This window comes from Nitrospira sp., assembly GCA_016715825.1.
Classification (GTDB): Bacteria; Nitrospirota; Nitrospiria; order Nitrospirales; family Nitrospiraceae; genus Nitrospira_D.
Genome location: JADJXO010000013.1, coordinates 120,129 through 142,202 on the forward strand (window position 1 = coordinate 120,129; position 22,074 = coordinate 142,202).

21 protein-coding genes and 1 pseudogene are annotated in these 22,074 nt (G+C 54.6%); 4 read left to right on the forward strand and 18 right to left on the reverse strand.

The window, feature by feature from the left end; translation table 11 throughout:
* Positions 1–37 precede the first annotated feature (37 nt).
* The gene (locus IPM58_17635; protein ID MBK9308862.1) at positions 38–1,336 is read left to right on the forward strand and encodes an N-acetylmuramoyl-L-alanine amidase; all 1,299 of its coding nucleotides are present in this window, start codon (positions 38–40) and stop codon (positions 1,334–1,336) included.
* A 43-nt stretch (positions 1,337–1,379) separates the two neighbouring features.
* On the forward strand, positions 1,380–2,117 hold the full coding sequence (truA, locus tag IPM58_17640) for a tRNA pseudouridine(38-40) synthase TruA (GenBank protein MBK9308863.1): 738 nt from the start codon (positions 1,380–1,382) through the stop codon (positions 2,115–2,117).
* A 20-nt stretch (positions 2,118–2,137) separates the two neighbouring features.
* Here truA and aepX read toward each other — a convergent pair whose 3' ends face one another.
* Positions 2,138–3,772 carry a phosphoenolpyruvate mutase gene (aepX, locus tag IPM58_17645; GenBank protein ID MBK9308864.1) on the reverse strand — a complete coding sequence of 545 codons (1,635 nt, stop codon included), beginning with the start codon at positions 3,770–3,772 and terminating at the stop codon, positions 2,138–2,140.
* A 229-nt stretch (positions 3,773–4,001) separates the two neighbouring features.
* Between aepX and IPM58_17650 the strand changes: the two genes are divergently transcribed.
* Positions 4,002–4,310 (forward strand): phosphate starvation-inducible protein PsiF, encoded by a 309-nt coding sequence (locus IPM58_17650; GenBank protein ID MBK9308865.1) that lies wholly within the window; start codon positions 4,002–4,004, stop codon positions 4,308–4,310.
* Positions 4,311–4,417: 107 nt separating this feature from the next.
* On the opposite strand, the gene IPM58_17655 is transcribed toward IPM58_17650, so the two are convergent.
* Complete coding sequence (locus IPM58_17655) at positions 4,418–4,720, reverse strand: antibiotic biosynthesis monooxygenase (protein MBK9308866.1); 303 nt, start codon at positions 4,718–4,720, stop codon at positions 4,418–4,420.
* Between the two features lie 101 nt (positions 4,721–4,821).
* On the opposite strand from IPM58_17655, the pseudogene IPM58_17660 reads away from it, so the two are divergent.
* Positions 4,822–5,789 (forward strand): annotated as a pseudogene (locus IPM58_17660) (helix-turn-helix domain-containing protein).
* 190 nt (positions 5,790–5,979) lie between these two features.
* Here the strand turns inward: IPM58_17660 and cysE are convergent.
* The 16 genes from cysE to IPM58_17740 all read right to left on the reverse strand — a co-directional run bounded on the left by cysE (position 5,980) and on the right by IPM58_17740 (position 22,027).
* Positions 5,980–6,618, reverse strand: coding sequence for a serine O-acetyltransferase (gene cysE, locus IPM58_17665; protein ID MBK9308867.1), 639 nt, complete (start codon positions 6,616–6,618; stop codon positions 5,980–5,982).
* A 20-nt stretch (positions 6,619–6,638) separates the two neighbouring features.
* A complete protein-coding gene (locus tag IPM58_17670) occupies positions 6,639–7,112 on the reverse strand; it encodes a 2-C-methyl-D-erythritol 2,4-cyclodiphosphate synthase (protein MBK9308868.1) in 474 nt (157 codons plus the stop codon).
* Between the two features lie 92 nt (positions 7,113–7,204).
* The gene (gene ispD, locus IPM58_17675; GenBank protein MBK9308869.1) at positions 7,205–7,915 is read right to left on the reverse strand and encodes a 2-C-methyl-D-erythritol 4-phosphate cytidylyltransferase; all 711 of its coding nucleotides are present in this window, start codon (positions 7,913–7,915) and stop codon (positions 7,205–7,207) included.
* A gap of 124 nt (positions 7,916–8,039) precedes the next feature.
* Positions 8,040–9,590, reverse strand: a complete 1,551-nt coding sequence (locus IPM58_17680; GenBank protein MBK9308870.1) for a DegQ family serine endoprotease — start codon at positions 9,588–9,590, stop codon at positions 8,040–8,042.
* A 36-nt stretch (positions 9,591–9,626) separates the two neighbouring features.
* Positions 9,627–10,550, reverse strand: coding sequence for a class I fructose-bisphosphate aldolase (locus tag IPM58_17685; protein ID MBK9308871.1), 924 nt, complete (start codon positions 10,548–10,550; stop codon positions 9,627–9,629).
* A gap of 53 nt (positions 10,551–10,603) precedes the next feature.
* Positions 10,604–11,602, reverse strand: coding sequence for a class 1 fructose-bisphosphatase (gene fbp, locus IPM58_17690; GenBank protein MBK9308872.1), 999 nt, complete (start codon positions 11,600–11,602; stop codon positions 10,604–10,606).
* A 77-nt stretch (positions 11,603–11,679) separates the two neighbouring features.
* Entirely contained in the window at positions 11,680–12,501 is an 822-nt protein-coding gene (locus tag IPM58_17695) for a DUF3108 domain-containing protein (protein ID MBK9308873.1), read from the reverse strand.
* On the reverse strand, positions 12,495–13,895 hold the full coding sequence (locus IPM58_17700; protein ID MBK9308874.1) for a phosphomannomutase/phosphoglucomutase: 1,401 nt from the start codon (positions 13,893–13,895) through the stop codon (positions 12,495–12,497). Before IPM58_17700 ends, IPM58_17695 begins: the two co-directional genes overlap by 7 nt.
* Before the next feature lie 76 nt (positions 13,896–13,971).
* The gene (locus IPM58_17705) at positions 13,972–15,423 is read right to left on the reverse strand and encodes a mannose-1-phosphate guanylyltransferase/mannose-6-phosphate isomerase (protein MBK9308875.1); all 1,452 of its coding nucleotides are present in this window, start codon (positions 15,421–15,423) and stop codon (positions 13,972–13,974) included.
* A gap of 9 nt (positions 15,424–15,432) precedes the next feature.
* Positions 15,433–15,912 (reverse strand): HAD-IIIA family hydrolase, encoded by a 480-nt coding sequence (locus IPM58_17710; GenBank protein MBK9308876.1) that lies wholly within the window; start codon positions 15,910–15,912, stop codon positions 15,433–15,435.
* Positions 15,913–16,097: 185 nt separating this feature from the next.
* A complete protein-coding gene (gene rfbA, locus IPM58_17715) occupies positions 16,098–16,982 on the reverse strand; it encodes a glucose-1-phosphate thymidylyltransferase RfbA (GenBank protein ID MBK9308877.1) in 885 nt (294 codons plus the stop codon).
* On the reverse strand, positions 16,979–17,875 hold the full coding sequence (rfbD, locus tag IPM58_17720) for a dTDP-4-dehydrorhamnose reductase (protein MBK9308878.1): 897 nt from the start codon (positions 17,873–17,875) through the stop codon (positions 16,979–16,981). The genes rfbA and rfbD overlap by 4 nt, the downstream gene beginning before the upstream one ends.
* 5 nt (positions 17,876–17,880) lie before the next feature.
* Positions 17,881–18,942 carry a dTDP-glucose 4,6-dehydratase gene (gene rfbB, locus IPM58_17725; protein ID MBK9308879.1) on the reverse strand — a complete coding sequence of 354 codons (1,062 nt, stop codon included), beginning with the start codon at positions 18,940–18,942 and terminating at the stop codon, positions 17,881–17,883.
* An 81-nt stretch (positions 18,943–19,023) separates the two neighbouring features.
* Positions 19,024–20,022 (reverse strand): polysaccharide biosynthesis protein, encoded by a 999-nt coding sequence (locus IPM58_17730; GenBank protein MBK9308880.1) that lies wholly within the window; start codon positions 20,020–20,022, stop codon positions 19,024–19,026.
* Positions 19,968–20,918, reverse strand: coding sequence for a hypothetical protein (locus IPM58_17735; protein MBK9308881.1), 951 nt, complete (start codon positions 20,916–20,918; stop codon positions 19,968–19,970). Before IPM58_17735 ends, IPM58_17730 begins: the two co-directional genes overlap by 55 nt.
* Complete coding sequence (locus IPM58_17740; protein ID MBK9308882.1) at positions 20,915–22,027, reverse strand: glycosyltransferase family 9 protein; 1,113 nt, start codon at positions 22,025–22,027, stop codon at positions 20,915–20,917. Before IPM58_17740 ends, IPM58_17735 begins: the two co-directional genes overlap by 4 nt.
* Positions 22,028–22,074 lie beyond the last annotated feature (47 nt).

The following is a 22,074-nucleotide window of genomic DNA, read 5'->3' on the forward strand; positions in this document are numbered from 1 at the left end:
AGAATAGTTTCAGGATATCTATTTCCTGACTACAACCATGAGACATCAAGATCGCCGACCGTTAGTGCTCCCGCCCCGTCCCATTCTCTTGTCTTGTGTCGCTCTGTTCTTCTTGGTGGATGTGCTGGTCACTCAATCGGTTTGGTCCGACACCAAGGAGAGTCGTTCCCCCAACGTCTCAACCCCGTCGAAGAAGGCTCGCGTGAATAGCAGGCCGGCTTCCCTTGCCCCCGTCACCGTCATGGATCTGCGTGGCGCAAGCGGTCCAAGTAAATCCAGGCTTGTGCTGGATTTAGATCGCCAGCCCGATATCACTGAGAAGCGCGTGAATAATCCAAGTCGTGTGGTCATCTCCCTTCCCAACGCCTCCCTCAGCCAAACCGCACGCGCAAAGATGGACGATGGCACAGTCCCAGCTCCATTCATCGTCACGGAAACGACTCCCCACGCCGTTGCTATATCTCTTCCAACCGCATCCTACGGATCATACAGTCAGTTCACACTGTCCGATCCACCACGGTTAGTCATCGATGTGACGCCTCCCCTGGAACAAAGCGCTCCTCCGGCCGAAGAGACGCAGGCCTCTCCCCCGGCCGAAGAAAGCCCGAGCTCACCCTCACTCACGGTGGCTCCGGTCATCCCACAATCTCCGCCTCGGACGAAAGACTATACGACGATTGTGATCGACCCCGGCCATGGGGGGAAAGACCCTGGAGCGCTCGGCACTCGACGGACTGCGGAAAAGGACATCACGCTCAAAGTCGCACTCCATCTCAAGGAACTGCTCCGTAAACGACCCGACATGCGTGTGTTGATGACTCGAGATCGTGACGTGTATGTTGAGCTCGAAGAGCGAGCCAAGTTTGCCAACAGCCACGGTGCCGACTTGTTCGTCTCCATCCATGTCAATTCACATCCGTCTCGCTTAGTCAAAGGTATCGAAATCTATCACTTTGGTGAAGCGAAGGATCAGCGAGCCCTGGAGGTGGCGGCGCGGGAGAACGGGACACCCATCAGCAACACCGGAGTGGGATGGGAATATCTCGTCGCCGATCTCCTGACGACGAAGAAAATTGAGGCATCGCTGGAGCTCGCGTGGAATGCGAAGGAGGCCATGGTCACCCAGATGAATGAGGCCTACGACGTCATCGACCACGGTGTCAAGACAGCCCCGTTTTACGTGTTGAGATTTACGAGCATGCCCAGCATTTTGGCGGAAGTTGCGTATATTTCGAACCCTGACGAAGAAGCCCTCCTTCGAAGACCAACCTTCATCAAGGGCGTCGCGCAATCGCTCTACCAAGGAATTCTCTCGTTCCTTGCCAATAATAAGTAAGGCCCACGATAGTTCCCTCGGTGGTCAGCGTCCCAATTATTCCATGCCTACCATCAAACTCGTCCTTGAATATGACGGCACACCCTATGCCGGTTGGCAACGCCAGCCCGACCGGCCGACGGTTCAAGAGGCCATTGAAATCGCTATTCGCGGTGTCACTCAGACCCACGTACCGGTCATTGGAGCCGGGCGTACTGATGCGGGGGTTCATGCGCTCGGACAGGTCGCGAGTTTCCGTATCGGGCGTGACATGACGCCGCGTGAATGGACGAGAGCGTTGAATGCGCATCTCCCTGCCAGCATCGTGGTCCGCTCAGCCGCGCTCATGCCGGACTCATTCCACGCGAGACACTCGGCGAAGGGCAAACTGTACGAATACCGAATTCTGAACCGTCCAGAGCGTCCAGCCGTCCTACGTGATTACTGCTGGCATATCCATCAGACACTCGACGACGACGCGATGAATACGGCGGCCTCTCACCTCATCGGTACACATGATTTTTCTTCATTCCAAACTCAGCCGACTGAAAATGAGGACCCTATCTGCAACCTGCAGCAACTTGTTGTCGCCCGAGAGGGAGACCGATTGCGGATCGAGGCCTATGCCGATCGATTCCTGAAACAGATGGTGCGTTCACTCGTAGGAACACTCGTGGAAGTCGGCTTGAAGAAGCGCCAACCAGAAAGCCTAACGACAATCCTCACGGCACGAAACCGTTCGGCTGCCGGCAAAACGGCCCCACCGCAAGGACTCTTTTTAATTCGCGTGGACTACCAGTAACCAAGATTGCAGGGAGAAGATTAAAACACGCCTGCTTGAAGCACATCGTCCAGACTGTTGATATCCAGCCAGTGGCCAACCGTATACAGGACTCGAACGGCGTGCTGACGTTTCAGCAGCTCCTGGAGCAGATGCGGGATTCCAGCGGTGCGGTTAGCCGGATCGGCCATCATGATCCCAAGGATCGCCTGAAGCTGATCTCCTCCAGCCGGAGACACTTTTAGAAATCCCATCCATACACCATGGATGCGCTCGCTAGACACGGTATCCCCGAGCTGTTTGAGATAGATCTTCGCATTGAAGGCTTTCTTTGAATTCGGCAATGAGCATTCGGCAAAGCCCCCCAGTCGGGCGTAACTACTTTGGTTCTTCCAGTCGCTATCGACAAAGATCACGAAATCTTCTTTTTCCTGACACAAGGCCTGCGGGATATACTTGTTGAACAGCACATCCCCGTACGAGATGATCAGATCTTTGGCTCCACCCTTTCGTGCACGCAACGCTTTCTCCAAGGAATACAACTCACCGGATTCCGCAAACTCGTCGTTATCGAGATAGGTCAGGTTAGGCAGCGTCACCGCCTCCTTCTTATAGCCACGGACGACCGTGATGTCCTTAATCCCCACGGCGTTATAGCCGTCCACAATGTGAGCGAGGATCGGCGCGCCTTGAATCTTCACCATCGTCTTGGGTTGGTGCTCGGTCAACTCCCGCAGTTCCTCACCACGAGAGGCCGCCAGCACAATGGCACTGGTATTCTCGGCGCCTCGTGGAAGATAGCGATCTTCGGCATCTTGAAGTTCGGCCGCGTTTTGCAGTCGAAAGATTTCTGACACCGGCGCGACCTTATCTTCGATGGAAAGGAGATGCTCTTGCTCTTTCAAGGTCCGGGCTGTCTTCTGCATGGCCGCTACGGCCGCCCGCAACATGTGATTGGCCCAAATCACCATTGAAATTCCATGCTGCCGAAATACTTCTGTCGGCGTGGCATAATACTTGGTAGGAACGATTACCACAGGACATCGAGTTCCCCATTCCTGTTTAAAGGCCAGAATCTCGTCCGGCACCGCGAGGGCACTATGAATGAGAATGCCGTCGGCGCCGGCCAGACGATACGCCTCGGCCCGGCGCAGTGCCTCGGCCAACCCCCAGCCGCAGATAAAGGCTTCCACCCTGGCAATAATGCAAAAGTCCGGATCGATCTGAGCGTCCTTGCCCGCCTTGATCTTCCCGCAGAACTCCTGCATGTCCGCCATCGGCTGCGCGTCCCCTTTAATGAAGCTATTCGTTTTGGGGAAGAGTTTGTCTTCAATGCAGACTGCCGCGATGTGGCGCTGCTCCAGTTTGCGGACAAGCCGTTGCATATTATTGAAGTTGCCATATCCGGTATCCCCGTCCAGAAGAATGGGGATCGTGGTCGCATCGGACATAAACTCCAGGTCTTCGAGAACTTGTGTCCAGCTGGCTTCATTATTGTCACGTACCCCGAATTGAGCCGAAATAGAGAGACCGCTGGCCCAAATGCCTTTGAATCCTGCTTCCTGGACGATTTTTGCGCTCAGGCCGTTGTGCGCTTCGCAGATAAATTCCAACTGGTCCGACAAGAGCAGCTTGCGAAATTGACGCGATCGCGTGATACCAGGCGTTGAGCTCATGAGTCCCTTCCCTTACTGTCGAGCAAAATAATCTATAGCATGACGTCCTTGGAGCATCTAGCTCCTGCGACGGACCAGGATACTCTTTCTCCACAAATAAATCATTCCATCTGTGGCAGACAGTCCGCCTTGGTTTAGCCTACAGACACTTACGTATTTCTCTGTTATGATGCCACTCACATGTGCATCTCACCCCTTACCATAAAGGAGATTCAGTATGTGGACAGCCATGCGTACGCTCACTCTTGGGTTATTTGTGCTCAGCCTTGGCGGAACTCCATACGCTATGGGTGCACCTGCCCAACAGAACAAGATGAAAGCTTGTAATGATCAGGCAACTGCAAAGGGGTTAGGAGAGGGAAAAGGTGAAGAGCGGAGGGCCTTTATGAAGGAATGTCTCTCGGCTAAGTCGACGAAAGGTGGAGGTGGTAAAGAGACTCAGCAAAATAAGATGAAGACGTGTAATAAAGAAGCGGGCGAGAAGGAGCTGAAGGGTGATGCACGGAAAAAGTTCATGAGCGACTGTCTTTCGGCCTAAGCTTCGTTTCCGGCGCGGCATATGCCGCGCCGGAACGCTGCTGCTCAGCATGAGCCCCTTGCACCTGCCAGACTATGGGTGACGGTACCCACTCCTCACCCTGCGATTCAGACCATCACCTTAGAGGCGAGAATATCGATCTGCTCAATCATGGGCGGCTCAACGAATAGTTCAGAGCCTTTCGCTTTTAACGCTTTAGCGAGTTCTCCTTCCAAGTGTGCTGTGCGACCAGCCTCATCAGGAAATGCATTGAAGATTCCAAAAACCGACGGTTCCAGCCGGAGCGCAAACCAAATTGGCATGGCTGATTCCCCGTTCGCGATCTCTTGTGCACCTTCGAGCAATCGAGCAACCTCCATCTCTTTTCCTGGTTTCACTTTCAGTCTCACCAGTAATCCAACTTGTACCATGATGACCATCCTTTCCAGAAATTAGTGTGAGGCCTAACGGTACGTCGTACGGATGCCCGCACACTAGTGGCAAGACTGCCAATTGTGGTACCATTCTTGCCATGCGCATTTACTTGCTCGTACTTCAAGACGTGTTTGATACCGGCCTCGCGGCGTTACTTGATACATTCAGTATCGCGAATGCGCTCGCCAAATCCACAGGAATTTCTTCGGTTCCATTCACAGTTAGAACAGTGGCCGTTCGAACCCGTGTCACCACAGGACATGGGCTCGTGATCCCGACCAACACGCAACACGACTCGCACCACCTGATGTCGTGATCGTACCAGCGATCAGCGCCATGTCACCTCAGACCTTACAGATCGCGCTCGAGAGGCGAGATATAGCTGATGCTCAAGCGATCCTGCTTCGCTGGTCTCAGAAGGGAACACTGGTTGGAGCGGCCTGTACAGGAACGTTAGTGCTTGCAGGCACTTCCCTGCTTAAGGGGCGACCTGCGACGACAACTTGGTGGCTGTCTCCGTTCTTCAGGGCTCGATACCCCGATGTTGTCCTGGACGAGTCAAGAATGATTGTAAGCTCCCCAGGGATCGTCACTGGGGGTGCAGCACTGGCTCACTTCGATCTCGCGTTATGGCTCGTGCGCCGTACGAGTCCGGCTTTGGCATCGCTCACGGCCCGTTACTTGGTGGTGGAGCCGCGGCCATCTCAAGCAGCCTTCATCATTCCGGACCAACTCGCCCATACAGACCCTCTTGTCGAACGGTTCGAGCAATGGGCACGTAGCCGCTTGGATAAGGGCTTCTCTCTCAGAGAAGCCGCCCACGAGACAGGAACCAGTGCACGAACGTTAGCGCGGCGGCTGCACTCTGTGGTCGGCAGATCTCCACTAGGCTACTTCCAAGACCTTCGTATCGAACGCGCCGTCCATCTGCTACAAACTAGTGATTCAAGCCTAGAGCAGATCGCAGCGGAAGTCGGATATGAAAACGGAGTTTCGCTACGTGCACTTATCCGACGAAAGATTGGATGTGGTGTACGCGAAATCCGAACACGCCACTGCCAATGATGTTGGATCACCCCTCTCATCCAACCTAACCACCATGGTTTTTAGGCAATGAGCGGTCGAAGCCGTCTACCACCTCACAGCCGTCATCACAGGCGTTAGAAATTTGGCAAGATACGAATTCAGATTGAGATATCGCCTAGGCAGGTAAAACAGGTAGCTAGATGGGAACGTCGAGGAATGGTGCTGAAGGTTAGACGTTGCGGTCGTCGACTTTTTTTCGGAGCTCAATCAACTCTTGTTCGAGCGCGATGAAGCGGTCACTGATAGGATCAGGCAAATCGACTTGATCCATCGTGGCATCCGGCAGGCGCTCACCCTGGGATTTGATGACGCGGCCTGGAACACCGATCACGGTTGAATTGGGAGCGACATTTTTAAGCACGACGGAATTGGCCCCGATCTTGACGTTATCCCCGATGGTGATTCCACCGAGGATTTTAGCCCCGGCACCCACCACCACGTGATTCCCGAGTGTCGGATGCCGTTTACCTCGTTCCTTGCCAGTTCCACCCAAGGTCACGCCTTGAAAAAGAGTCACATAATCGCCGATCTCGGCCGTTTCTCCGATGACGACCCCCATCCCATGGTCGATAAAGAAACCCGTTCCAATCTTGGCTGAAGGATGGATCTCCACGCCGGTCAACCAGCGAGCGAGCTGAGAGAGTACGCGTGGCAAGATAGGAACATCGTGTCCCTTCAGCCAGTGGGAAATCCGATAGGCCAACAGTGCGTGAAACCCCGCATAAGTGAGAATCACTTCCAGTTTACTGGTCGCGGCAGGATCTCGGTCAAAGACCGCTTGGAGGTCTTGTTTGATCTGACTCAACATGTACAGAATATCTTACGACGTCAGATCGATTCGATCAAACAAACGGCGTGCGCGATCATTCCCTCTTCATGCCCGACCGCATCCAATCCTTCTCCGCTTTTTACTTTCACATTGACCAAATCGGGATCAATCTTTGCCACCTCCGCAATTTTCTTTTGCATCGCCAGAAGATGCGGTCCGAGGCGAGGCGCCTGAGCCACGATGACCGTGTCGATGTTTCCCACCTGATAGCCCTTGGCCGTGAGCTTCGACATGACGTCTTCCAACAGTTTCAAACTGGAGATCCCTTTGTACTTGGGATCTGAACTGGGATAGTGCCGACCAAGATCGCCTTCTCCCATGGCACCCAAGAGCGCATCGCAGATCGCATGAACCAGCACATCGGAATCAGAATGGCCCAATAGCCCTTTAGTGTGCGGGATTTCAATGCCACCCAATATCAGTTTACGATCTGGGCCGAGCGGATGAACGTCGTAGCCATAACCGATACGCATGGTTTCTCTCCTTCTTCTGCCGACAAGCCGGCACGAAAGAACACTGACACGTCAAGACCCACCAGCTTGCGCCCTGTCAACCTGCCCACTTGTCAGCCTATCTGCTGCTTGCTCCTCGCCGCCAAAATTGCTTCGCCGATGACCATGTCTTCCGGACGCGTGACTTTGATATTTTCTCCGCTCCCCTCAACCACGACGACCGGATAACCAGCCCACTCGAACAAGAACGCATCATCGGTCGCATGCACGCCCTCCGCATGGGCTTTACGATGGGCATTCAGCAATGGCTCTCGCCTGAATGCCTGCGGTGTTTGAGCCAGCCAGAGCGGCCTCCGATCAACCGTCCGTTCGATACGATGTTCAAGCCCGACCTGTTTGACCGTATCACGCATCGGCAAGGCGACAATCGCCCCTCCCACACGACGGGCAGCCTCAACCACCTCGGTCACCATGTGCTGGGTCAGTAACGGCCTCACCGCGTCATGCACAACTACGATTTCCGTTTCCACCGGCACATGTTCGAGTGCGTGTCGGACGGAATCCTGGCGTTCTTTTCCACCTTCGACCACCCTCGTAATTTTAGAAAATCCGAATCGGACAGCAAGATCGTTGAGGCAATAGTCAAGATCGGCCTGCGGAACAGCCAGTATGATCTGATCGATGACCGGGGAGCTTTGCAGAATGCGAAGCGAGTGCACGACCAGCGGTTCACCGCCCAAGGCTAGAAACTGCTTGGGGACGGCACCGCCCATGCGGAGCCCACGCCCGGCGGCAGGAACGAGGGCCACAGTACGATTACTCACGAGCAGAAACTAGGCTACCTTTCCCATCGTATTGAGATACGGCTTATTCACAAGTTCCAGGTTTCAAGTTTCTAGCCTCAAGTTGTGTGGAAAGCCAAAATCTGAAACCTGCAACCAATGTGCCCTAAGGGCGGAGCGTGAGATAGATCGTCCGCCCCTGCCGCTTTAACAAGAGCAATACCGCGTGGTCATTCGGCAGTTTCTCGGCAATCCGTTCAAAGGCTTTCACTGATGTCACGGCTTGCCTATTCACCTCAAGCACGATGTCCCCTTCACGGACACCCAATTCTTCCGCCGTGCTGCCGGACTTGACTCGGACGATCACCACGCCGCGTTCGCTCGATTTGAGTCCATACCGATTCGCCAGCTCTTCGTTGAGCTCTCGCACCTCAAGGCTGGAGAGTACACCTGTCGCGGTGGCGGATTCGCCTCCATCGTCTTCACCGCTTTGGGACATCGACTTAGGCTGTTCAACGATGGTGAGATCGACGGTCTTTGTCTTTTTGTCACGAATAAACTTGATCGCCACCTTCTTCCCGACCGGCGTCTGGGCGACGGCGTTCCGGAGATGGGTCGGCGAGTCCATCGATTTCCCATCATACTCAAGGATGACATCGGCCCGTTCGAACCCAGCCTTTTTTGCGGGACTATCATCCATGACATCACTGACTAACACGCCTTTTGTATCCCCGACGCCGAATTGAGAGGCCAATTCAGGCGTCAGCTCTTGAATCGAGACACCGAGCCAGCCGCGGACGACTTTTCCTGTCTGTACGAGCTGTCCCATGATGGAGTGAGCCATGTTGCTCGGGACGGCAAACCCAATCCCCATATTACCGCCGCTCTGACTGAATATCGCCGTATTGATCCCCACCAATTCGCCACGGACATTCACCAGTGCTCCACCGGAGTTACCAGGGTTGATGGCCGCGTCTGTCTGGATAAAATCCTCGTACTCCGCGATGCCGGCCGCCCGCCCCAATGCACTAACGATCCCCAACGTGACGGTCTGTGTCAGCCCAAACGGATTGCCGACGGCCAGGACAAACTCCCCGACTTCCAATTTATCGGAATCTGCCCAGGCGACAGTGGGAAGTCCCGTCGCCTCGATCTTCACGACAGCGACGTCGGTTTTGGGATCAGTACCAATAAGTTTCGCCTTGAACTCACGCTTGTCCGACAGCGTGACCCGGATTTCATCTGCTTTGCCGACGACATGATTGTTGGTGATGATCAAGCCATTCGACTCGACAATCACGCCGGATCCAAGGCCGCGCTCTTTTCGTTCCTTCTGGTGGTCGAACTTCCTGAAAAATTCGTCGCCAAAAAACTTTCGAAACAGGGGATCATCGAAGGGTGTCGTGCCCGATCCTCCGCTGTGCCCGTTTTTGGTCGCGTAGATATTCACCACCGCAGGCTTCACAGACTTCGCAATTTCCACGAATGTGTGACTACCACCGGCGAGCGTAGGCTGGGGAGCAGTCGAAACAGGCCTGACAACCGGAGGAGATGCCGCAATCGATGATGAATCAGGCACCGCATGTCCCGTAGGAAGCCACCCAAGATCCGAAGCCACCACCACGCCAATAATAGCCCCCGCCGTCAACAAGGTGGCCGCTACCATCCATTTTTTGATGCCCTGCACCGGTTTTTTATCGACATCCACCTGTTTCATAGCCTCAATTGACTATAATGAGAGACCTAACAACGCTCACTGAATCTCGCCGGCATAAATTCCCATAATGGTGTGGAGGAACTTGACCGCTTCCGGCTTCGGACGTTGGAATGAATTCCGCCCAATGATACTCCCGAATCCTCCTCCATCCCTGATGGCCCGCGCTTCGTCGAACACGTTTGTATCTTCGCTTTTCGCACCGCCTGAAAAAATCACGATTCGGCGGCCATCAAACGCACTCTGCACGACGTGTTTGACACGTTCAGCCAGCGTCTTGATCGGAATCTTCTCGGCTTCGTAGACCTTTTTGGCCGCAGCCTGTTCAAGATGGGCACTCGGGAGCTTGACTTTGATCACATGCGCCCCAAGCTGCGCGGCGATTTGCGCGGCATAGGCCACCACATCGATCGCTGTTTCTCCTTCTTTGCTTAACACCGATCCGCGTGGATAAGACCACACCACCACGGCGAGGCCGCTCTCCTTCGCCTCTTCACTGATTGCACGCAACTGCTCGTACATGGCGTTGCAATGGGACGAACCTGGGTAGATCGTGAACCCCACCGCAGAACAGCCCAATCGAAGTGCATCCTTGACACTCCCCGTCACCGACGGGAGCGGATCCTTCTCATCATGCAACACATCGTGATTGTTCAACTTCAAGATAAGAGGAATCTGCCCGGCAAAGTGGCCCGCCCCGGCTTCCAGGAACCCGAGAGGAGCTGCATAGGCATTGCATCCCGCGTCAATGGCAAGCTGAAAATGGTAGTGCGGATTGTACCCTGGCGCGTTCGGCGCGAAGCTCCTTGCCGGACCATGCTCAAACCCCTGATCGACCGGCAGAATGACCAACCTGCCTGTCCCTGCAAGTTTTCCTGATCGCAGTAACCGCGCGATGTTGGTCCTTGTCCCGGCGTTGTCACTCCCGTACCAGCTCAAAATTTCTTGTACTCGGTCTCCCATAGTTTCCTCCCGACGACATTACCGTACCATATCAAAAAAATAGGCGCTTAGGCTCAGCCCTGAATATACCGCTCCGCCTGCTCAACATCGTGTCGGCTTCCAATAAACAAAGGCACGCGCTGATGAAGTGCCTTGGCCTCCACCTCCAAAATTCTTGATGTCCCTGTTGAGGCTTTTCCACCGGCCTGCTCCACAATCAACGCCATCGGATTTGCCTCGTAGAGCAACCGCAGCTTCCCTTCAGGTTTATCCACTTCCCCTGGATAGAGGTAGATCCCACCCCCGAGCAACAGGCGGTGCACATCGGCCACTAGGCAGCCCGAATACCGGCCACTATAGGGGCGACCGGTCGCCTTATCGTTGACTTTTAGTGAATCAAGATATTTTTTTGTGCCTTCCGACCACTTGGCAAAGTTCCCTTCGTTCGTGGCATACACTTTACCCTTGTCAGGAATCTCGATCCGTTCGTGCGACAATAGATATTCCCCGATGCCGGGCTCGAGCGTAAATCCGTACACCCCTTGCCCGACGGTATACACCAGCATGGTGCTCGACCCATACAACAGATATCCGGCGGCTACTTGTTCCGTTCCCCGTCGTATCAGCTCCGCCTCTGTCGGCAAGCGATCCGTTCGGTCATACTTGAGGACGGAAAAAATGGCCCCGAGCGGCATATTGTTGTCCGTATTGGATGAGCCATCGAGCGGATCGAAGAGCAGCATGTACTTCCCATGCGGCCAATTCCCCGGTAAGAAAACGGGCTTTTCCATTTCCTCCGACGCCAAGGCACAGACGTACCCACTGGATTGAAAGACCCTGACAAAGTCGTCATTGGCAATCGCATCCAGCTTCTTGACGGTTTCGCCCTGGACGTTCGTGTCACCGGTGGTTCCCAAAATGTTAATCAACCCGGCGCGCCGGAGATCCTGCGCAATAAGCTTACCGACCAGGCCGATTTGGGTCAGAAGGCTTGACAACTCTCCCGTTGCCTCTGGATAGGCGGCCTGACTTTGAATAATAAACTGGTTTATCGTAAGGGGGAATTCTCTCATGGTCTCTTCGGTGTGGCTCAGTATAGCCGGTTTAGTTTGTGTGAACAACAATCTACATTCACACCATTCCTTTTTCTCTACAGCGCCCCCTTCTCCAGGCCATCCACCAAATTTGCAACGATTGAGCCGAGCGTCACTTTTGCTTTCATCCGCAGCGGAGTTCTTCGTTCATCTGTCGTCACCCATACTCGGATATTGCCTTGATTCATAAAGAGGCCATGAAACGGCATGACGACGAGTACACGAATGGTCTCCGCCTTTCCCCAGGCCCCCTCAATGATCTCAACCCCCTCGACACGCACCTCGACCGGTCGATTCTTCTTGTCATGATACACGTTCATCTTGAGAGAAGCGCCCGGCGTTGGTGCCAAGGCTACGCGCGTGTAGTACAAACATGAAAGAATGTCCTGCGTCCCACCTGGAATAGACAGCGACTCGGTGGTACCCCCTCTGCTAGCTGTCACCAACCCTTCTTTTTGGTGAAAGGTGTATTCAATATCTTCCTTCTTTTTCCCTTCGCGCCGACGGAACGTCATATGCTCCGGGGCAAGGGTATCAAGATCGAGTTCCGACTCCACTCGGCTATCGACCGGGAAAAACTTGGTGAGGATCGGGGTCGATTGCGCCGTACCTACCAGCTTGGCCACCTCACGATCAGCACTGCCCGGAATCGGTGCCACTTCCATCACCGCCGTCACCGCCGTCATATTGAGCCAGGACACCTTGTAGGTCAGTCGCTCACCGACCTGAAACGGGCGTTGGGCGTCAGCCCACGGTTTCGATTCGATGGGAACCGCAGACAACGGGAGAAGAACGATGCCCGTAACAATCGCAACGGACCAACGAGGCGTCCCGATGCCGCAAGAGACGGTGGATTTGGAAGAATGAGGTCCTAACACCCGAGAGCTCGTCTCGCCTCCATCAGCTCATGCTCAATCAGCGATTGAATGACACCGAGTTGTGCAGAAGAAACCGCTTCAAACCGTAACACGAGAGCCGGCTGGGTGTTGGACGCCCGAATCAGCCCCCACCCCTCCTCAAATATCGCGCGAACGCCATCGATGGTAATCAGGTCGCGGAGGACGAGCTTCTTGGGTCCGAGACCTTGCTGTGCGTTCAAACATTCCACGAACTTCTTTTTCACTCGTTCGACCACCTCGAACTTCACCGTATCCGGGAGATCCACTCGAATCTCCGGAGTGACGGCCGAGGGAGGAAGATCTGAGACTAATGCGGAGAGCGGTTGTTCGGATTTCGCCAGAATTTCAACTAATCGACATGACGCATACACGGCATCGTCATATCCGAAATACCGATCCGCAAAAAACATGTGCCCGGACATTTCACCGGCCAACACGGCGGACTCCTCCTTCATCTTCGCCTTAATCAGTGAATGACCGGTCTTCCACATAAGGCCACGTCCACCGTGCTTGGCGATATCATCGTAGAGACTTTGCGATGCCTTCACTTCCGAGATGATGGTACTGCCGGGTTTCACGGCCAGAATATCCCGTGAGTACAACACCAACAGTCGATCACCCCACAGGACATTGCCCTGCTCATCAATCGCCCCGATCCGATCCGCATCGCCGTCGTAGCCAATTCCCACATCGGCGTGATGGTCCTTCACCGTCTGTATCAGGTCGGACAGATTCTCCAGCACGGTGGGATCCGGATGATGGTTCGGGAAGCGCCCATCGAGATCGCAATAGAGACCTGTCACTTTACATCCTAGCAACTCGAGCGCCTGCTTGGCGACGATCGACGCGGCCCCATTGCCGCTATCGATCACCACATGCAATCGATCCGCCTTGACGTGCGAAAAGCTTTTTTCGATGTAGGCAAGATAATCAGGAATAATCGGGTGTTCCGAAAGATGTCCTGCTCCTGAGACAAATGTGCCGTCCTCCATCACACGCCGAATTTTCTGAATTTCCTCTCCATGGATGGCGGTCTTGCCGATGCAGATCTTGAATCCATTGTACTCTGCCGCGTTGTGACTTCCTGTAATCATGATGCCGCCGCCGACCGGCAGGGTAAATAACGAGAAGTAGAGCAGCGGAGAGGTACAGATTCCGATGTCGATGACATCGAGACCGCCGGCCAGCAATCCCTTGAGCAGCGCCTTATGGAGAGCCGGAGAGCTCAGCCGGCCATCACGCCCAAGGCTGATCGTCGTGACCCCACCCGCTTTCACATAGGTGGAATAGGCTCGGCCTAACCGCTCAGCCAACTCCTCTGTCAATTCACTACCGACAATTCCTCGAAGATCATACTCGCGAAACAACCCCACAACCCCCTCCTTCAAGAACACAACTACACGATAATCTCGGCTTAGTATCTATGCAAACGTATCTCGTTCCTTCCGGTCAGGTATTGGCTATCCGGCCATAATCATCCTTAAACCTCACAATATCGTCCTCTCCCAGGTATGGTCCATTCTGCACTTCAATAATATGGACGGTCTCCTGCCCAGGATTCTCCAAGCGATGCTTCGTTTTCACCGGGATGCCCGTACTCTCTCCGACCTTCAAATCAAAGACTTCCTGATCTCTGGTCACACGTGCCGTCCCCGCGATCACCACCCAATGTTCACTGCGCTCATGATGCATTTGAAGCGACAGCTTGCCGCCGGGATTGACCGTGACACGCTTGACCTTGAATCCCGGCCCCTCCTCCAGCACCGTGTAGGACCCCCATGGCCGTTGAACCGTCAGATGTTCTAAGTGTTCGGGGGCCTGCTGTTTTTTGAGAATATCAACAATCGCCTTCACATCCTGTGCGCGTGATTTCGGGCATACCAACGTGGCATCGGGAGTATCCACCACGACCATATCTTGCAAACCGATCGTTGCCACGACACGCCGATCTGCATAGACGATCGACTGCTTGCTCTCAAGGTCGATCACTCGCCCGGTCATCACATTCCCAGCCCGATTTTTCTCTGCCACTTCATCCAAACTGCCCCAACTCCCGACGTCCGACCACTTGAACGTCACCGGCACGACCGCAGCTTTCGACGACCGTTCCATCACTCCATTATCAATTGAAACCGGCTTGATTCGGCGATACACATCATCGATCGCTTGTTGAGTCGCACCATCCTTCTTGAGATCCCGTATTCGCTCCATCGAAGCCAGAATAGCCGGCTGATGAGTACCAATCTCTTCCAAAATTGTTGCCGCTCGCCAGACAAACATGCCGCTGTTCCAAAAATAGTGCCCCGCTTTCAAATACTGAGCGGCCTTCGCCACGTGAGGCTTCTCCACGAATTTTTGAACCAGGTAGCCTCGTAATTTCCCTCGCTTACCGAGCAACACGGTGCCCTTCGGCTTGATATAGCCATAGCCCGTTTCCGGCCGGATCGGCTTGATCCCGAATGTGACCAAGTAGCCACCGACTGCCAATTCGGAAGCCAACTCAACCGCGGCTTGGAAATCCCGTTGCCCCGTCACCACATGGTCGGCTGGGACCACCAGCATCAGCCCCTCGGGATCCCGAGCCAATACTTCAAGCGCAGCGAGGGCAATGGCTGGTGCGGTATTTCGACCTTCCGGCTCAAGGAGGAACCCCTTAGTGAGCTCCTCCTTCCAATCGACTAACTGCACACGGATGAGATCTGCCTGAGCGGCATTCGTCGAGATAAGGACGTGTGAGGCCGGTGCGCAGCCTAAGACCCGCCGCATGGTCTGCTGAATCAATGTATGCTCCCCGCCGATCCGCAAGAGTTGCTTGGGAAATAGATGACGACTCAACGGCCAAAACCTGGTTCCGCTGCCTCCCGCCATGATCACCGGATACAATGCGTATGTGCGCGCCATACTTTCCCCTTAACGCTCTCGCTTGGTGGTTGCTTTGATTCGGGACTGAAGGATCATTTCTGCGAGCTCTCGCACCGCACCTTCCCCCCCCTTGAGTCGGCAAATGTGGTCAACGATCTTTCGCACTTGCGGGAGGCCATCTGCGGGAGCGGCAGAAAAGCCCACCGCTTTGAGCGCGTCCATATCATTCACATCATCCCCAATATACGCGATCTGCCGTAAAGAAATTCCATGTCGTTCAGCCATATCTCGAATCACCGACAATTTGTCCATGACTCCCTGGTGAAGCTCAGGGATGGCAAGTTTTTCTGCCCGCCTCGCCACAAGTCGGGTTCTTTCCTGTGTCACAATAGCCGTGATGAGGCCGGCCTTCTGGAGGAGTTTGATGCCCATCCCATCGCGGGTGTTGAATTTTTTCCACTCATCACCCGACTCGGAATAGTACATGCCGGCATCGGTAAGAACACCGTCCACATCGGTCGCGAACAAGCGAATCTGCTGAAGGACTTCGCGGGATAGCCTTTTTTGCACAGAGCTTCGTCTTGTTGGTTTACGCGCCGATACCATGAGGTATACTCAAGAGCCTACCTAAGGATTTAAGATACTCGCCCGATTGGACTTTGCAAAGCACAAAAACGTGATCCACGGTTACCAACCGCGCCCTGCTGCTTCCTTCAAAGGAGCCTTTCTTTAAGCACCCGCAGCAGATATTGCCCATACCCATTCTTAGTTAATGGCTGCGCGAGCTTTTCCAGTTGGGCGGCGTCGATCCACTGTTGCCTGAAGGCGATTTCTTCCGGACACGCGACCTTCAAGCCTTGGCGGTTTTCGAGGGTGGCAATGAACTGGCTGGCATCAAGCAAAGACTCATGGGTTCCGGTATCCAGCCAGGCATAGCCTCGACCCATGACTTCGACGTTGAGCTGGCCTTGCTCCAAATACAAGCGGTTGAGATCGGTGATCTCCAACTCGCCACGCAACGAGGGCTTAAGACTTTTGGCCAGATCCACCACCTGTTGATCATAGAAATATAGACCTGTGACTGCATAGCTGGATTTCGGTTGTTTGGGTTTTTCTTCCAACGATCTCACTTTGCCATCTGCGTCAAAATCAACGACGCCATAGCGTTCGGGGTCCTGAACATGATAGGCAAATACGCTCGCGCCTTCGGTGCGGCACATAGCATGGTCGAGCAAGCGATGAAAGTCATGGCCATAAAAGATGTTGTCGCCTAATACAAGGGCGGAGAGATCATGGCCGATGAAAAACTCCCCAATGATGAACGCTTGTGCCAGGCCATCAGGCGAAGACTGCACGGCATACTCGAGGTGTATCCCCCATTGCTTCCCGGTCTGGAGCAGTTGCTCAAATCTCGGGGTGTCCTGCGGAGTGGAAATGATAAGAATATCCTGTATCCCTGCCAACATCAGGGTGCTCAGTGGGTAATAGATCATCGGCTTGTCGAACACGGGCAGCAGCTGCTTGCTGATGGCGAGTGTGGCCGGGTGTAGTCGGCTACCGGAACCACCAGCCAGAATGATGCCTTTGCGCTTGCTCATGATTCTCTCAGAATTTGCTGCAAGATATGCCGAACCCCACTCTGCCAGCTAGGTAATTCCAGATCAAATGTCTTGCACAGCTTACCGGTAGCTAACCGCGAATTGGCTGGGCGCTCGGCAGCCCTAGGATATTCCGACGAAGGAATCGCCCGAATGGCATCCGGCGTGAGCATAAGTGGTCTACCAGCCGCACCGGCTTCTGACACGACAAACCGTGCATAGTCATACCATGTGGTCTCGCCGCCTGCCGCCAAGTGATACAAGCCAAAGGGGAAGGTGTCGCTGCCCTCACGTTGCTTCTGACGAACCAACAGCGCGGTGACATCTGCCAGCAACGCCGCAGAGGTCGGCGCCCCATGCTGATCTGCCACAACATTCAGACTCTTCCGTTCACGCGCCAAGCGAAGAATGTTCTTAGCGAAATTACTTCCATGCGCGCCGACAACCCAGCTTGTGCGGACTATGACATACCGGGCCCCACTCGCTTGTAGCGCGATCTCGCCGTCCCTTTTCGTCCGTCCATACACGTTGAGCGGGCGGGTGACATCATCTTCGGCATACGCGCTCGGCTTCACACCATCGAAGACATAGTCGGTCGAATAATGGACGACCCATGCGCCCCGTTTGGCTGCCTCCTCTCCCAGAACTGCAGGAGCCACGGCATTAACGGCGTACGCCAGTTTCGGCTCCGACTCGGCCTTGTCCACCGCCGTATAGGCTGCGGAATTGACGATCAGATCTGGCTTGACCGAGCGTACGAGTTCACACAGAGCAGAGGCATCCGCTAAATCACATTCAGCACAATCGACCGCAACCACCTCGCCCAAAGGAGCGAGCGTTCGCTGTAGTTCAGAGCCGACCTGACCATGTTTGCCCGTTAACAGTATTCTCATCGCGCTTAGGTACCGTACTGCCTGTTTATCCAGTGACGGTAGACACCGCTGGTGACATTGGTTACCCAACTCTGGTTCTCAAGGTACCAGAGAACCGTCTTGGCAAGACCTGTGTCAAAGGTCTCCTGAGGTTTCCAGCCGAGTTCACCTTCGAGCTTGCCGGCATTAATGGCGTACCGGCGATCATGTCCCGGACGATCCTTGACAAAGGCGATTTGTGATTTGTAGGAACACCCATCACCCCGAGGCTTCAGTTTATCCAGGATGGTGCAAAGCTTCTCCACGACGTCCAGATTGGCTACCTCGTTCCAACCTCCGATATTATACGTTTCCCCCACACGCCCCCCTTCAAGCACCAAGCGAATGGCACTGCAGTGGTCTTTCACGTAGAGCCAGTCTCGGATTTGCCGGCCATCGCCATACATAGGGAGCGGTTTCCCTGCCATCGCATTAAGGATACAGAGCGGAATTAACTTTTCAGGAAACTGGAAGGGACCGTAATTGTTCGAACAATTCGTGGTGAGAACCGGCACGCTATAGGTATGGTGATAGGCGCGAACAAGATGGTCGCCGGCCGCTTTGCTCGCTGAATACGGGCTATTAGGCTCGTAGCGATTCGTTTCACTGAACGCAGGAGCATCTGCCCTCAATGAACCGTACACTTCATCGGTGGACACGTGGAGAAAACGGAAGCACGCGTTGGGGTTACCGGTCAGCCCTTCCCAATAGGCACGCACAGATTCAAGGAGGGAAAAGGTGCCCACGATGTTGGTGTGAATAAATTCGCTTGGCCCATGGATCGAGCGATCGACATGACTCTCTGCGGCAAAATTGATCACGGCACGAGGACGGTGTTTGGTCAACAATCCGCTGACGAGGGTGGTATCGCCGATGTCACCGTGAACAAAAATGTGGCGCGCATCGTCCTGCAGCCTGGCGAGGTTCTCCACGTTCCCCGCGTAGGTGAGCTTGTCGAGATTGATGACAGGTTCCTCGTGTTGGGCCAGCCAGTCCAGAACAAAGTTTGAACCAATAAACCCGGCCCCGCCGGTGACGAGAATGCTCATACTCCTACCGTGATTTTCGTATCGGATTTGAACGATGCGCGAAAGACCTTGGCAGTCTATAGCCGCGACGCCTGGAATACTTCAACAGGTCCTTCGAGCGAGGACCGATTCATAGCTCGGCACCAGCCGCCTGAGATCATCAAGCACCCGCTCTTCACTCCACTTCGGAAGATTTTCCTGCAAAGATTCCAGCCATGCCCCCAGCTCGCCGACAGGAACAGGGGCCCCCACAGCCCGACGAATCTTCGGATGACTCGTTGGCTCGGCTTGCTCGTGTTCTTCGAACAGTTCCTCATAGAGTTTCTCTCCAGGCCGTAGGCCGGCAAAGACAATCTCGACATCTCTACCCGGGACGAGGCCGGCCAAGACGATCATATTTCTTGCCAGGTCGGCAACCCTAATCTGTTCCCCCATATCGAGGACGAACACCTCTCCACCCTTGCCAATGACACTTGCTTGCAGAACGAGTTGGACAGCTTCCGGAATGGTCATAAAGAATCGTTTGATCTCGGGATGAGTCACCGTCACCGGTCCACCTCTGCGAATTTGCTCACAAAACAGCGGAACGACACTCCCATTGCTCCCTAGTACGTTGCCAAACCGCACCACCGTAAACTTTGTCAGGCCTTCTTGATTGAACTCCTGCATCAGATGCTCGGCAACCCGCTTGGTCGCACCCATGATGCTCGAGGGGTTGACCGCTTTATCGGTCGAGATCAGCACAAAACGCTCCACACCATTTGTCACAGTCGCTTCAGCCACCGTACGAGTCCCCAAAATATTGTTACGAATAGCCTCCTTGGGGTTCAGTTCCATGAGAGGAACATGCTTGTGGGCTGCAGCGTGAAATACGATATTGGGGTGTGTCTGATGAAATATTTCCTCCACACGATCCGGCACCGTCACATCTCCGATGACCGGGAGGATCCGCACCTCCGGAAATGTCGCTCCCAACTCCAGCGTGAGCGAGTGAAGGGCATTCTCGTATCGCTCGAACAGGACTAACAGACGAGGTGAGTGCTGAGCTATTTGTCGACATAATTCCGATCCGATCGATCCTCCTGCTCCTGTGACGAGCAGTGTCTTCCCATGATTAGGGGGGTAAGCGCTTGACGATCGGTCTCGACTGGCTCACGCTGCAACAAATCGTCTAGGTTCATCGGTCTCACTTGTCGGAGTGAGACCGGATCATCGAGCAGGCGTTTAACGCTCGGCAAGGTCTTAATAGGAATAGTACAGCCCTCTGACGCCGTAAGGATTTTTTGCATGACCGTGGTTGATGCGGACGGAATGGCGATGATGATCTCGTTGGCCTCAAGCTTGTCGGCGGCTGGTTTGATGGTGGCGATGGTTCCTACGACCGGGATTCCATGAATCCTCATCTTCCGCTTGACTGGGTCATCGTCCAAAAAACCGACCGGACGACAGTCGTAGTCTCCACCTGACAGCATATCTCGAGCGAGCAACTCTCCGGCATTGCCGGCGCCGACTATCAACGCTCTTCGGGCGCCGGCTCCCACAATTCGCAACCATTCCTTGAACCAGCGCACCGCCAACCGTATGCCGACCAAGTACAATGCGTTCAGCAGACCCGTTAGAATGATGACAGATCGTGGATATTGAATGACTCCTCCGACTACGTGGAGGCCGACGTACAATACCCCGACGCTGGCCAGAGAGGCTAAAATGATCTTCCCAATGTCGTAAAGGCCGACGTATCGCCAGAGCCCTCGTTGGGTACCAAACAGCCAGAGACTGGATGCAAATATCAGCAACACGGCGGGCACGTGATCCCAGATTACCTGCCGATACTCAGGGGGAATGTCCGCGTCAAAACGAAGCACGACCGCCGTAAGGTTGGCCGCCAGAATCAGGATCAATTGCACGCCGATGACCAATACCGATCGATACGCAAGCACCGTATGGCCGTATCGGGCTGCAAGCGCATGAAGTAGCTGAGCGACGACGTGTTTCATGTACGTACTGAGGTTGGGATTACACACTCACGCACTCCAAGCATGGTTTCGGCGGCTTGGATCACGCGCTGTACGGGAAGCTGCTGCAGGCACGCGCTCAAACTCCCGACATGACGGTCGCACCCTTCGCCGAGACAGGGGACACAATCGCCTTCGCCTTGAAGGAGAAACACATTTCCTTGCCGTTGAGACCCCTGTCTGCACCATGGACTTTGAGCGGTCGGAGAAAAGTCCTTCGGCCACGGTCCCCACTTCACCGGATTCGATGGTCCGAACAGCACTACCGAGGGCGTCCCGACGGCGGCCGCCATATGGCTCACAGCGGTATCGGTTCCAATATACAACGCGGCACGGCTGAGCAGACAGCTAAGCTCCGGCAGAGCCACATGATCCACAAGATTGACGGCGCCAGGCAAACCCTGGATGATCTGCTCACAATACGCAGTCTCAGCTGATTCCATTCCGGTTACAACGACCGTAAGCCCTTGCCTCATCAACCACCGGCCGAGGGCGATCCATCCCGCTACAGTCCACATCTTGTAGGCGAACTTTGGTGAGACGTGGATCACCGCGTATCGTTGCATATCCCGGTGAGGAAACCGACGTTGAATGGACACCTCATCCGCCGGCATCCAGCTGACAACAGGCGTTCCAAGCCTCCTCACTCCAAACGGCGCGAGCAACTGCAGATTCATGGCTACCGTATGCGTGTGTACGTTGTCGAACGAAACCCATTCGTGAAGCAGACGCCGCTTCCACCACGATTTGTTGTCCGGCAGCAGCGTTCCGACTCGATATCGACCGGCCACCCATGCGTGAAACGTCGGCCGGTCTCCGGCTAACACTGAGATCGCGACATCATAGCGACGCCAGATCGCACGAAGTAGTTTGACGTGAGCCCCAGCCGATGGACGTTCGGAAATGGTCAACACTCGCCGGAGATCCCTGTAGCCTGACAAGACATCTTGAGTTCCTTCGAAGACCAACATATCGATCAGGAGATGAGGCATGGCCACCTTGAGCGAACGGATGACGGGTGTGGCTAAGAGCACATCCCCTATTCGACGTGTACAGACGATCAAGGCGCTGGCGATATCTGGCTTCATCACGTGCCCTGTCTCTAGCAGGATTCGTCGATCTGGCTCATACGTTGGCC

What these genes read in the sequence shown, in the direction of transcription:
- cysE (MBK9308867.1), bottom strand. Translation starts at nt 6,618, where the DNA reads ATGTTGAGTCAGATCAAACAAGACCTCCAAGCGGTCTTTGACCGAGAT.
- rfbD (MBK9308878.1), bottom strand. Translation starts at nt 17,875, where the DNA reads ATGAGAATACTGTTAACGGGCAAACATGGTCAGGTCGGCTCTGAACTA.
- IPM58_17680 (MBK9308870.1), bottom strand. Translation starts at nt 9,590, where the DNA reads ATGAAACAGGTGGATGTCGATAAAAAACCGGTGCAGGGCATCAAAAAA.
- IPM58_17650 (MBK9308865.1), top strand. Translation starts at nt 4,002, where the DNA reads ATGCGTACGCTCACTCTTGGGTTATTTGTGCTCAGCCTTGGCGGAACT.
- aepX (MBK9308864.1), bottom strand. Translation starts at nt 3,772, where the DNA reads ATGAGCTCAACGCCTGGTATCACGCGATCGCGTCAATTTCGCAAGCTG.
- IPM58_17635 (MBK9308862.1), top strand. Translation starts at nt 38, where the DNA reads ATGAGACATCAAGATCGCCGACCGTTAGTGCTCCCGCCCCGTCCCATT.
- IPM58_17670 (MBK9308868.1), bottom strand. Translation starts at nt 7,112, where the DNA reads ATGCGTATCGGTTATGGCTACGACGTTCATCCGCTCGGCCCAGATCGT.
- rfbA (MBK9308877.1), bottom strand. Translation starts at nt 16,982, where the DNA reads ATGAGCAAGCGCAAAGGCATCATTCTGGCTGGTGGTTCCGGTAGCCGA.
- IPM58_17735 (MBK9308881.1), bottom strand. Translation starts at nt 20,918, where the DNA reads ATGAAACACGTCGTCGCTCAGCTACTTCATGCGCTTGCAGCCCGATAC.
- fbp (MBK9308872.1), bottom strand. Translation starts at nt 11,602, where the DNA reads ATGAGAGAATTCCCCCTTACGATAAACCAGTTTATTATTCAAAGTCAG.
- IPM58_17655 (MBK9308866.1), bottom strand. Translation starts at nt 4,720, where the DNA reads ATGGTACAAGTTGGATTACTGGTGAGACTGAAAGTGAAACCAGGAAAA.
- truA (MBK9308863.1), top strand. Translation starts at nt 1,380, where the DNA reads ATGCCTACCATCAAACTCGTCCTTGAATATGACGGCACACCCTATGCC.
- rfbB (MBK9308879.1), bottom strand. Translation starts at nt 18,942, where the DNA reads ATGAGCATTCTCGTCACCGGCGGGGCCGGGTTTATTGGTTCAAACTTT.
- IPM58_17685 (MBK9308871.1), bottom strand. Translation starts at nt 10,550, where the DNA reads ATGGGAGACCGAGTACAAGAAATTTTGAGCTGGTACGGGAGTGACAAC.
- IPM58_17705 (MBK9308875.1), bottom strand. Translation starts at nt 15,423, where the DNA reads ATGGCGCGCACATACGCATTGTATCCGGTGATCATGGCGGGAGGCAGC.